The organism is Fluviicola taffensis DSM 16823 (assembly GCF_000194605.1).
Lineage (GTDB): Bacteria > Bacteroidota > Bacteroidia > Flavobacteriales_D > Crocinitomicaceae > Fluviicola > Fluviicola taffensis.
Map to the genome: position 1 here is coordinate 758368 of NC_015321.1, position 12510 is coordinate 770877.

General features: G+C 36.8%; 11 protein-coding genes. 6 read left to right on the forward strand and 5 right to left on the reverse strand.

All coding sequences use genetic code 11. From position 1 onward, the window contains the following. The first annotated feature begins 121 nt into the window (after nt 1–121). From FLUTA_RS03310 to FLUTA_RS03320, 3 genes are read left to right on the forward strand one after another with little or no spacing between them, the layout of a single operon-like run. Nucleotides 122–2251 (forward strand): endonuclease MutS2, encoded by a 2130-nt coding sequence (locus FLUTA_RS03310; RefSeq protein ID WP_013685430.1) that lies wholly within the window; start codon nt 122–124, stop codon nt 2249–2251. Between the two features lies 1 nt (nt 2252). Further along, nucleotides 2253–3482: an MFS transporter gene (locus tag FLUTA_RS03315; protein WP_013685431.1), complete on the forward strand. Its 1230-nt coding sequence runs from the start codon at nt 2253–2255 to the stop codon at nt 3480–3482. Between the two features lie 14 nt (nt 3483–3496). After that, a complete protein-coding gene (locus FLUTA_RS03320) occupies nt 3497–4108 on the forward strand; it encodes a hypothetical protein (protein WP_013685432.1) in 612 nt (203 codons plus the stop codon). Nucleotides 4109–4238: 130 nt separating this feature from the next. On the opposite strand, the gene FLUTA_RS03325 is transcribed toward FLUTA_RS03320, so the two are convergent. From FLUTA_RS03325 to tgt, 4 genes are all read right to left on the reverse strand, one after another. Further along, nucleotides 4239–4454 carry a hypothetical protein gene (locus FLUTA_RS03325; protein WP_013685433.1) on the reverse strand — a complete coding sequence of 72 codons (216 nt, stop codon included), beginning with the start codon at nt 4452–4454 and terminating at the stop codon, nt 4239–4241. A 128-nt stretch (nt 4455–4582) separates the two neighbouring features. After that, complete coding sequence (locus FLUTA_RS03330; protein WP_013685434.1) at nt 4583–5341, reverse strand: DUF481 domain-containing protein; 759 nt, start codon at nt 5339–5341, stop codon at nt 4583–4585. Next, complete coding sequence (locus tag FLUTA_RS03335) at nt 5341–6462, reverse strand: LptF/LptG family permease (RefSeq protein ID WP_013685435.1); 1122 nt, start codon at nt 6460–6462, stop codon at nt 5341–5343. Before FLUTA_RS03335 ends, FLUTA_RS03330 begins: the two co-directional genes overlap by 1 nt. Continuing rightward, nucleotides 6462–7592, reverse strand: a complete 1131-nt coding sequence (gene tgt, locus FLUTA_RS03340; RefSeq protein ID WP_013685436.1) for a tRNA guanosine(34) transglycosylase Tgt — start codon at nt 7590–7592, stop codon at nt 6462–6464. Before tgt ends, FLUTA_RS03335 begins: the two co-directional genes overlap by 1 nt. A gap of 81 nt (nt 7593–7673) precedes the next feature. On the opposite strand from tgt, the gene FLUTA_RS03345 reads away from it, so the two are divergent. From FLUTA_RS03345 to FLUTA_RS03355, 3 genes are all read left to right on the forward strand, one after another. Next, nucleotides 7674–8810: a glycosyltransferase gene (locus tag FLUTA_RS03345; protein WP_052301335.1), complete on the forward strand. Its 1137-nt coding sequence runs from the start codon at nt 7674–7676 to the stop codon at nt 8808–8810. Continuing rightward, complete coding sequence (locus FLUTA_RS03350; RefSeq protein WP_013685438.1) at nt 8801–9409, forward strand: RNA polymerase sigma factor; 609 nt, start codon at nt 8801–8803, stop codon at nt 9407–9409. Before FLUTA_RS03345 ends, FLUTA_RS03350 begins: the two co-directional genes overlap by 10 nt. A gap of 109 nt (nt 9410–9518) precedes the next feature. Then, nucleotides 9519–10634 (forward strand): hypothetical protein, encoded by a 1116-nt coding sequence (locus FLUTA_RS03355; RefSeq protein WP_013685439.1) that lies wholly within the window; start codon nt 9519–9521, stop codon nt 10632–10634. Nucleotides 10635–10709: 75 nt separating this feature from the next. On the opposite strand, the gene FLUTA_RS03360 is transcribed toward FLUTA_RS03355, so the two are convergent. Further along, nucleotides 10710–12476: an AMP-dependent synthetase/ligase gene (locus tag FLUTA_RS03360; protein ID WP_043024053.1), complete on the reverse strand. Its 1767-nt coding sequence runs from the start codon at nt 12474–12476 to the stop codon at nt 10710–10712. Between the last annotated feature and the right edge of the window lie 34 nt (nt 12477–12510).

Consider the following 12510-nt stretch of genomic DNA (forward strand, 5'->3'; position numbering starts at 1 on the left):
ACAAAAGAGACGACCGGTAGGCGTCTCAAAAATTTGTGCATTTGTGGTAAAAATTTGTTTAAGCGGGTTCTTTTCGTTATTTCTCGTTTGTCAGCTTCCAAATTGCCACTATTTTTACACCATGAAAGGATTTGATCAGCAAACACTTCACGATTTAGAATTTAACCAAATCAGAGAATGGTTGGCTGCGTTTAGCATTGGTTCAACAGCTCAAAAAAGATTGGAAAATCTAGCTCCAAACAATGATTTTGATGCCATTGAATTTGAATTGCTCCGACTCAATGAATTTAAACGTATTCGTATTGAAGGAGAATCTTTTCCAGCCTTGGATTTTGAAGAATTGTTGAGCGAAATCAAATTGCTGCCAATTAAAAATGCAGTACTTCAACAAGAAGGATTTGTACGAATTACACGCGCATCCGAATTGGTAAATCACATTCTTCACTTTTTCGATAAACGCTCTCAAGACTATCCAAATCTCTTTGCAATTCTAAATACCGTTTACTTTACAAGAGAGTTGATTGAGGCAATTGAGAAAGTTTTTGATCGAAGAGGACAAATCAAAGACGATGCATCACCCGAGCTTTTTGCTATCCGTCAACAAATCGCTAAGTTGAGAAATCAAATCAACCGCAATTTTGACAAGGAAATGCGCCGTTATTTAAAGGAAGGACTTTTAGGTGACACCAAAGAAGCATTTGTAAATGACAGACGAGTTCTCACTGTTCAATCTACACACAAGCGAAAAGTAGGTGGAATTGCTGTTGGATCCTCGAAAACAGGAAGTTTGACATTCATTGAACCTTCCATCAATATTCCGTTGAACAATGAGTTGGAGATGTCTTTGGACGATGAACGAAAAGAAATTTTCCGAATCTTACAAGAATTAACACGTGATATCGCTCATCATCTACCATTGATTCAAGGATATCAAAGCCTATTAACCGAGTTTGATTTTATCAATGCAAAAACAAAACTTGCACTCGATTTGAATGCCAACCTTCCTGGAATTGTTCGAAACACACGCATTGAATTAATTGATGCTTTTCACCCAATTCTCTGGAAAACAAATAAAAACTTAGGAAAAGTAACCCTTCCACAAAGCTTAATATTGGATACAAATAGCCGCATGTTAGTTATTTCAGGACCAAATGCTGGTGGAAAATCAATTACTTTAAAAACGATTGGGCTTCTACAAATCATGCTCCAAGCGGGATTGCTCATTCCAGTCCACGAAAACAGTAAATTCTGTTTCTTCCAGCAAGTTCTATCCGATATTGGTGACAATCAATCGATCGAAAATGAGTTGAGCACCTATTCCTATCGCTTGAAGCGGATGAAATACTTTCTAAAAACTTCCAACCGAAGAACCTTACTTTTATTGGATGAGTTTGGAACAGGTTCCGATCCAGAACTAGGTGGCGCTTTGGCTGAAGTTTTCTTCGAAGAACTATACAAACGAAAATCGTATGGAGTCATTACAACTCACTACGCAAACATCAAACTCAAAGCAGACCAACTTCCGAACGCGGTGAATGGCTGCATGCTTTTCAATACAGAAACCTTAGAACCTATCTACCGCTTTTCCATGGGGCAACCTGGAAGTTCATTTACGTTTGAAGTTGCTCAAATGAATGGCATTCCTCTGGATTTAATAGAGCAAGCAAAAGGAAAATTAGATCAGAATCGAGTAAATATGGATCATCTATTGAACGAGTTGAATCGGGAGAAAATGTATTTGCAACGATTGAATAACGAACACATTGAAGCCCAGCAGCTTGCTAATAATGCGCGCGAAGAATTTATTGAGAAAAAGCAACGAATCGATGAAAAACTACGTACACAACAAGATTTAGCAGAAAAAAACAACCTGTATATCAATTCCGGAAAGAAAATGAAGTCTTTCATCGATCGTTATCAAACGAGAACACGAAAAAAAGATGCCAATAATCCATTATTAGAAGATGTCAGAAAATACCTTTTGGTAGAGAAATCGAAAATCGAAGACGCGAAACGCAAAGTGGAGTTGATGCAGCAAAAACCAGAAAAGCCAACTGCTAAAAAACGAAAAACGCAGCAAGTTGAACAAGATATTCTCCAACAAGAGAAAATCGTTGTTGGTTCAACTGTGAAAATGATTGAAACTAAGCAAAGCGGAACCGTTGAAGAAATAAAAGGCCACTTGCTAACCGTTGCTTTTGGATTTATGCGTTTAAAAGTTGAACGCGAAAAATTAATGTGGATCAAATAAAATGCCGACTAAAAACTACTACTACCTAGAACAATCCAGCATCCTAAATGGAATGCTTTTTCTAGAACGATTTGCCTATTACGGATTAAAAGCCTTTGTTTATAGCTACCTCATTAGCGATGCAATCAAACTATACAACGAAGATGCTTCAGAGCTTTTGCTAACATTTTCGATGGCCCTACTTTTTGCACGAATTTTTGGTGGTTTGATCGTTGATTTTGTCTTGAACGAAAAAGTTTCCATCCTCGTCAGCTGTGGACTTCAAATACTTGGAATTATCCTGTTTATGCAAGAACAATTGGGGCTCTTTTATCTAGGAATGTTCGTTTTCATCCTTGGCCAGGCACTATTCTCTCCAACGATTCTAAAATCCATTGGCAAACTCTATTCGACCAAGAAAAACAAGCTTGATGGAGCTTTAACATTCAATCACTTTGCTATTAACCTTGGTTCGTTTTTAGCTCCGTTAGCATTTGGATTCTTAGACTTTACAGAATCATTCAAAAGCGGATTTATATCCTGTATCATTTGTTTCTTCCTAATCATCGGGTTTGTTTTTTTGGTAAAACCAACAAAAGAATCGCTAGAGGAAAACAAAGAGTCACTAGAGCCACGAAGTCGCGTTTACGAAATTATCTTCGGATCTATTTTAGGTCTGTTTCTTTATTTCCTATTCCAACGAATCCTCAACCAATCAATGTCAAGCTTGAATTACAGCGGATTTACGCTAGGCAACTCCAGTTTGATTATCACTTTAATCCCCGCATTAATTCCACTTATTACTTCCCTCATTTTTGGAATTATTTGGAATCGGTTTCAATTTTCGTCCTTGTTAAAAGGAACAATTGGCTTTGGAATTGCTGCCGTATCAATTATTGCCGCAATTTTAACAATAGAAAGCAGTCAAATTGACAATCCCGTTTTCATGATTAGTTATTTCATTCTCATCGGACTTGGAGAAGTGCTTGTAGCACCCATATTTTTGAGTTTGATTCTTCAGTATTCTCCACTGAAATACATGGGAACTTTTTCTGGATTAGCCTTATCTTGTTTTGGCTTCTTAAGTGTGTTTATTGGAACCAAACTAACAGATCAAATCGGGGATGAAAATGAACTAATTGCGACCTCTATTTCTGGTACTGGTTTCTTTATTTGCGCTGTTATTCTGCTTATTTTATATTTACTGACAAAAAGAAAAGATGCCGTTCACAATCATTTGGATGAATTTTAAAAATCAGTTTTAGTATGAAAAGTGTTTTTCTATTACTTTCCATCATCATTTTTTCAGTTGCTTGCTCTTCTGAGCAAAAAAAAGAAAAGAAGGAAAACAAATCAATCGTTTCCAATGAAAAAGAAACGGAGTCAAATGTTGATTCAAACAATGGCTATTCAGACAACATTGAATCAGAGTGTGTTTTTGACACCAGTACTTACAAGTTTACTTCTGAAATCTTATTGAAGTTTAATCCAAAAATTCGTTTTTCATGGGATAAAAATAATGATCAGGCAATTGTCAAATTCCCCAAAGGAGATTCTTTGCTTCTACATGTCGGTGGCTGTAATCATTTTGGTTATTCAGCTGAATACCGAACAAATGAAGCTGCTTTTGAAAACCAAGAGTATCTAATGGCAACAACCAAATGGCTAGCCAAGAACTTTCTGGACAACGGATTCGACACCAATTACCTGCGATTTATTTCGAACAAACAATACAAACTTGAAAGAGATGAAAACGATTGGAAATTTTATTCCATAGAAGTCGATTCTCTGATTCAAGAGAACGAAATTTATGACGGGTTCGATTTCAAACGAGTCGGAAAAAGAACTCACATCTCTATTGGTGGATACATCAACTAATTTTTAGTTGCTATTCAACAAAAAATCCACGTCTTAAAAATGATTCGATCAACGATTTTCAAGACGTGGACTTCATAAGGTAAAGGCTACATATCTGCAACCTTTAAATATGCTATTAAAACCAAGATGCTTAAAGAAGCGTACATGTTTTTGTAACAAACCCATCAGATTCATAACCATCACAGGTTTTTTTCGCATCATCTAAAGATGAATTTTTAACTGTTTTGTTCTCTGTAATTGTCATACTACCTGTATCTTGGTAAGTACACTCACAATTATAATCTTTCTTACAAGATGCCAAGCTCAGCAATGCAATTGCTGAAACTCCTAAAATTAACTTCTTCATAATATCCGTTTTTTAGTGTTTACTTCTATCAAGATACTCTGAATAAAACAACAAAAACCTCAATGAATGTTAAAAAAGAGTTTTGAAAGATGGAAAAACATTAAAAACACCTAGATATCATAAGGAATTTACTCTCCCAAACGCAGATGCACACCCGCCGAGGAGCTAAAAACAGTGGTCCTTACATTGGCTGGAGGAGCACTATCATAAAACAAGTTAAATTCGATACGCATATCCAACCGTTTCGTGATTGCTTGGCTAATCGCGTAATTCCCCGAGAAACGAAAATCATTAAACTTATCCCATCTTGGCTGATAATAAGTGGTTGCAGAAAAACTAAATCCCGATTTAGTTCGGATAAACCAGCTCAAATAATTACTCCATCGAAAATCACTGTTAATCACTCCATCCTCCGTTAATTCTTCGTATTCCCAAAAGGTAGATGTTCCGGCAAAGAAACGCACATTATTGGTGTCAATAAATTTCCAACGAGGTCCCGTTCCGATCAAATACCTCACCCGTTGATTCAATAATTGATTGTATTGAATCTGGGTGTATACCTCCCATTTCCATGCGCTATTTTTAATTCTTCTCGCATAGCGAAAGTGAGACATTCCAGAATTTGCATAAGTGGTTTTATTCGATCCCGCATAATTCAAATCAGAAATTAACAAAAAATGATTCTTTCTCGTTTTATATTGAACCCGAGGTCTTAAATTTCCCGAATATAAAATATCTGATGAATTTTGAGTTACTGCAAAACCAGCATCCAAGGAGCCGCTCCACCCAGAAGTATCATCGTAAATACGTCTATTTTCAATATTTACGATTTGAGAAAATCCGGTTGAACTTGAAATAAACAACAGTATAACTAACCAAATTCTCATCACTTTGGCGCAATACGGTAAAGGAATAATGCCAAAATTCCAAACATCACATTTGGAAGCCAAACAGCAGCGACAGATGGAAAACCAACAGTAGTTGCAGCAACTGTAGTAATCTTCATGGCGAAAATATAAATGAACACAAACAATAATCCGATTGCGATATTGATTCCAATTCCACCCCGTTTTTTTCTGCTAGACACACTTACTCCAATAAGCGTCAATACGTAGGTTGCAAATGGATAACTCGACCGCTGATACAATTCAATCTCATACATTGCAACACTTGGATTTCCTTTCGCTTTTTCCTTTGCAATAAAGGATGACAATTCTCTGAAGGTCATCGCTTCCACCACATTGTCTCGAACAGCAATATCATCCACATTATAAGGAAGTGTAGTGTCTTTCAAATGATTTTCGGTCAATTGATGCTTTTGAATGATGCTTTCCATTTCGCCTTTAGACGTTCCAGATGTATCAGAATAAGAAACTTTCCGTTCAAAAACGTCCGTTAAACGCCACCTTTTCACTCCCGGAATGACTGAAGCTGTTCTTGCCTTCATAAAATGAATCAAACGATTTTGAGAATCATACCGTTCAATAACAAAATCATTGATCATATTTTCTTCCGAATTATAAGTGGAATAATGTACCAATTCGTTTCCCGGAAATTCCGCATTGTAATTTTCCACAAGTAATCGATCTCTGTAAAACGATTCTTCAAAATCCAATCGCACACGATTTGCCCGTGGTAAGACAAAATGATTTAACACAAGCGACAAAAGCATCAAAATAGTTGCGGCAATCATATAGGGGCGAATGATCCGAATAAATGGTCTTCCACTAAAAAGCATGGGAATAATTTCAGCGTCCTGAGCCATTTTTGCCGTAAACCAAATCACCGCAATAAACACAATCATGGAAGAGAAGGTGTTTCCGTAGTACAACAAGAAATTCAAATAGTAATCAAAAACAATCGCCTTGAAAGATGCTTGTTTCTCAATAAAATCACTTAATCGCTCGGCTATATCAAAAACCATTGCCAAAAGCATGATAATTCCCAACATAAAAAAGAATGTTGAAAGAAACTTTCGGATGATATATCGATCTAAAATTTTAAGCATTAAATCCTTCTCCCTAGTATTTTTACTTGTTCATCTTTCCATTTTCGGAACGTACCATCCAAAATTCGAGCACGAGCCTCCTTCACTAACGCCAAATAAAAAGCTAAATTATGAATCGTTGCAATCTGAATCGCTAAATTTTCCTTTGCTTTGATTAAATGATGTAAATAAGCCTTCGAATACACCTGATCTACATAAGCCGTGCCATTCACATCCAATGGAGAAAAATCCATTTTCCACTTCTGATTCTTAATATTAATCGTTCCTTCAGAAGTAAACAACATTCCATGTCTCGCATTTCGAGATGGCATCACACAATCAAACATATCAACACCCATAGCAATCGACTCCAAAATATTTACTGGCGTTCCAACACCCATTAAATAACGTGGCTTATCCGCTGGTAAAATAGAACAGACCAAATCCGTCATACTATAAAGATCTTCATCTGGTTCACCCACAGAAAGTCCACCAATGGCATTTCCTTCTGCATTTTGCGAAGCGATAAATTCAGCAGATTCCTTTCTCAAATCGGGGTAAACACTTCCTTGAACAATTGGGAATAACGCTTGTGAGAATCCGTATTTAGGTTCTGTTGAATCCATTTGAGTAATACAACGCTTCAGCCAACGATGCGTCATGTGCATGGAGCGTTTCGCATAATTATAATCGCATGGATAAGGCGTACACTCATCAAAAGCCATGATGATATCTGCTCCAATCGAACGTTGAATATCGATAGCTCTTTCTGGAGAGAAAAAATGGTAACTTCCATCATGATGAGATTGAAAACGAACGCCCTCTTCTGTTATTTTTCGACTTGTCGCCAATGAATACACTTGATAACCTCCACTATCGGTTAAAATTGGACGTTCCCAACCAATAAACTGATGCAATCCACCAGCCCCTTCAATCACATCCAAACCTGGACGCAAATACAAATGAAAGGTATTTCCCAAAATAATTTGAGCCTGTACGTCATCCCGCAATTCTTGTTGATGAACGCCCTTCACTGTTCCTTGAGTTCCAACAGGCATAAATATCGGAGTTTCAATCGTTCCATGGTCTGTGTGAACAAGTCCAGCTCTAGCTTTCGAGTGCGGATCGGTGTGCTTCAGTTCAAAGTGCATAATTGTGTTGAAAAATAAACGTTGCAAAGATAAGTGTATTTAGGAAAGAGCCCCATCTTTGTAAGCGAAGAAGACATATTAATGAAAATTATCCCAGAATTACAGGAAACAGGCGTATTTTATATCTTTTGGATTTTTGCTGGACTATTAGCTATACAGTTAATATATTCCGTACTTTTCTTTGGGAGACTAGCTTTTTGGAAGAGCAAGCCAGTAAAAATGGACTTGCCCTCCGTCTCAATTATTATTGCAGCTCGCAATGAATCAGACAATTTGTATGAGAACTTGCCCAAAATATTGGAACAAGATTATCCTGCTCCCTTTGAAGTGGTAGTCATTAATAACCAATCCATGGATGATTCCAAATACCTTCTGGATGCTTTGGGCCGTCAATATCCAAACTTAGTTGTGATGGAGGTTGAAAGAAGTAAGCATTTATTGCCCAGCAAGAAGTTTCCATTGACTTTGGGAATCAAAAAGGCGCGTTATGAACATTTGGTGCTAACCGATGCAGATTGTACACCCGCTAGTAATTTGTGGCTTCGTAAAATGGTAGAACGATTTAGCGAAAAGAAACAAATTGTTTTGGGTTATGGTCCATATACCAAGAAGAAAGGATTAATCAATAAGATTATTCGCTTCGACACCACAATGATTGCCGTAAATTACTTTTCCATGGCTGTGAATAAAATCCCCTACATGGGAGTTGGAAGGAATATGGCCTACACGAAAGAAGTTTTTAAATCAACCAACGGATTTAAATCTCATTATTCTTTAATGTCCGGTGATGATGATTTATTTATCCAAGAAGCTGCAAAGAAAAGCAACTACACAATCCAGTTAGATCCAGATACATTTCAATACAGCGAGGCGAAAGAAAATTGGGAATCTTTTGTGCTTCAGAAGTCTAGACACTACACTACATCTCCAAGATACAAGGTTTTCAAGAAAGCGATGTTAGGAATATATCCATTCACACTGATTTTGATGCTGATATCTTTTGTTCTTTTGGTGTTACAAAGTGGATGGTGGATTCATGCCTTAATTGGTTTTGGTTTTGTAACAGTGATAAAATGGTGGCTTTTGGGGCTTTGCTTCAACAAATTAAAATCTCCAGGCTTCATTGCTTTATTGCCTATTACTGACATCGTATATGTTTTGATACTTCCATTTTTTTATTATTCAGCATTGCAAAAAAATTCTTCGAAATGGAAGTAGTTGGAGATCATTTATCGGATAAAGCTAGAATTGACTTAGTTCTAGTTGATAAAGCGCGGGGTGGCGATCAAGGTGCTTATGCGCAATTAATGGACCGATACCGTGAATCTATCTATTTCATGATGATGAAAATGGTTCGCAATTCGGACGATGCAGATGATTTGACCATTGAAGCTTTCGGAAAGGCATTTAGTCGCTTAGATCAATATTCCCCAAGTTTTGCATTCTCTACCTGGTTATTCAAAATCGCTTCCAACAATTGTATTGATTTTATCCGCAAGAAACGAATCAAGTTGACTTCAATGGATACGGGCTATACCAATGAAGATGGAGAAGCCGTTGGAATTGACGCTAGATCGGACACCAGAGATCCTGAAGAGCACATCATTCACAACCAAAAGGTAAAGCACATGCGTCAGTTGGTAAGTAAGCTGAAACCACGTTATCGTGAGCTGATTGAAAAAAGATACTTTGAAGAATTGAGTTACGAAGAAATTGCTGAAGAATTAAATCTTCCGCTGGGAACTGTAAAGGCACAGTTATTTAGAGCAAGAGATTTCTTAGCGCAAATGATGGCGCAAACCAAGGATTCAATATAAAAAATTCTAGTATCTAACTTTACAATAACGCTTGTTATTTTCAAATTGGAAGATTAAATTAGTGGCAAAATTATTACATCTCAAATATTTACAACTTCTAAAAATACGCATGAAAAAAATCTTTACCACCTTATTAATTCTCTTAACATCTAGTTTCGTTATCGCTCAAAATGAATATGTAACACCGCCAATGATTCGGGAAAAAGCTTACTCCATTGAAATTAAAGATATCGTTGCAGCAAAAGACGAATTCAAATTTGCCTTTACAATTGAAAACAAAACTTCTGATAAGTTTCTAGTTTTTGAGCTTTCTAAAATAACGATTGCATTCTCAGATCAGGAAGTATACTATCCAAAGAACGACGAAATAATTGTTGTAGACCCCAATGACAAAGTTCGAAGAACTATTCGCCTTGTTGGAAATGCAGATTATCAAAAAGATAAAATCCAAATTGAATTCCCAAAAGTTCTTGTTAATGATCAAGAAACTGAATTTCAAACCCCAACTGATTTATCAACAAATACAGATCAATCAATTGACCTTAATGGCATTGGCAATCTTTCCGTTAGTGGATTAACCTTTAAAAAAGATAGTTGGAACGGAGAACTCCTACTAAAAACAAACTCTTTTGAAGGAATGCTCCTTTTAGATATTACCAAGATTACTGGAAAAGGTGCTAATGCAGCCCTTCCGATTGAGTTTAAACGCGATAAAGCAGGCAAAGTAGCCCTCATTGCTGATGATAAATTCAAATCGAAATTTTCAATTGCTGATATTGGACAAACCATAACGGGTATAGACTTATCAAAAGCATTCAAAATGTATTCGTTGAAAGAAATCGACGTCCCACAAATTACTATTAAAAAAGTAGGATATGTTGAACCAGCGCCCGTAGTCAACACAAATGTGAACCTATGCCCAGCTTTTGAGAAGATCAATAATCTTCCCGTGAAAGTAGTTATTTTCAATACGAATGGAATTTGCTTCAAATTAGCTGCAAATGGTAAAATCATCAACTCTGAAAACAGCTCAAATCTTACCTTTGACACAGAGTACGGAACGAACGTTCTAACACTGACTTTGAGCAACGGGCAAACGATTACCGATAAAATATTCCCTGGAGAAGGACATGTTTACCTTTCTTTTGAGTTGATTAACCGCAAAGGTGAATATAAATTACAACGAAAGCTCGACTTAAGTGGTGATGCGAGAAAAACAAAATAAACTAAAATAGTTAAAACATCAAAAAGCCTCAATCTTCAAAAAATTGAGGCTTTTTTATTCACTTCCAATTATCTATCATTCAGTATAAAACCCTTTAATAATTGCTTCAAATTTTTCATTGATTATTTTACGTTTCAATTTCAAAGTTGGTGTTAATTCTCCACCTTCAGTGGTTAATTCTTTAGGCAACAAATGGAATTTCTTAATCATTTCCCAATGCCCAAATCCAGCATTGAATTTATCCACCTCTTGCTGAATGCGTTCAATCACCTGGGGATTTGCTGCAATTTCTTCATTTGTTGCTTTAGACACGTCTATTTGTTTGCGCGTTGCCCACTCCTTGATAAAGCTAAAACTTGGAACAATCAATGCCGCAGGGAATTTTTGTCCTTCACCAAGCACTACCATCTGTTCAATGAAACGCGATTCTTTAAATTTATTTTCCATCGCCTGAGGAATGATGTATTTCCCTCCTGAAGTTTTGAAAATCTCTTTTTTACGATCGGTAATTTTCAAAAATTTATCTTCCACAAACATTCCGATATCGCCTGTATGGAACCAATCTTGTTGATCAATTGCCTCTTCTGTTTTGTCAGGTAAATTGTAATATCCCATCATCACGTTTGGACCTTTCACCAATATTTCACCGTCTTCAGCAATTTTCACTTTCACCCCATCAATAAGCGGCCCTACAGTTCCAATGCGAATTCCTTTTTTCAAGCAATTCACAGAAATCACAGGAGAAGTCTCTGTTAAACCATACCCTTCTAATACTGGAATTCCTGCTGCTAGAAAAATTTGTGCTAAACGAGGCTGCAATGCCGCTGAACCAGATGCAATAGCAGTCACTTCACCACCTAAAACTTCTCTCCATTTCGAAAAGACCAGTTTCCGGGCAATACTCAATTTGAAATTGTACCAGAATCCCATACCAACGGTATCATATTTCTCAGCAACAGCAATTGCCCAGAAGAAAATACGACGCTTGAATCCTTTCAACTCATCGCCTTTTGCCATAATTTTATCGAACACTTTTTCCAACAAACGTGGAACAGCTGTAAATACATGAGGCTTTACTTCCTTTATATTCTCTCCAATTGTGTCCATTGATTCCGCAAAGTAAATTGAAGAACCACAGTACATATATAAATAGTGAAGCATTCGTTCGTAAACATGACAAACCGGCAAGAACGTCAACACTCTAGAATTCTCATCTGCAGGAATACTTGGTTTACACGCAAGTACATTTGAAAGAAGGTTATTGTGCGACAACATCACCCCTTTCGGATTGCCTGTAGTTCCTGAAGTATAGATAATTGTTGCTAAATCCTCATTACGCACATTCGCCTTCAATTGAGTAATCGTGTTTTGAGGAAGATTCGCTCCCAGCTCAACCAACTCTTTGTAATGAGCGAAACCATCCATTTTATCAAAAGTGAAAATTTTCTCCAAACTACTTATTTTCGAAGCTACCCCTTGAATCTTATGCGCTAAATCAATACCGCCAACGAAGGCATGCTTGATTCCAGCATCGTTAAAGATATAGACATAGTCATTCTCTGAAATATTTGGATAAATTGGAACAACAATGGCTCCTACTTGTTGAATGGCGATATCCAAGATATTCCATTCTACACGGTTTGGCGATACTATCGCTACTTTTTCACCAACTGAAATACCTAATTCAACAAGTCCCTTTGAAATTTGATTGGCAAGTGCTACAAATTCGTCGGTAGTCATAGGAACCCAATTGCCTTCCATTTTTGTAACAAACATGGCCGCATTAGGGAATTTATTCAATTGATACGCAGGAACGTCAAAAAGTCGTTTTACATCATTCATATCGGTTGTAATAGCACTCACAATATATGTATTA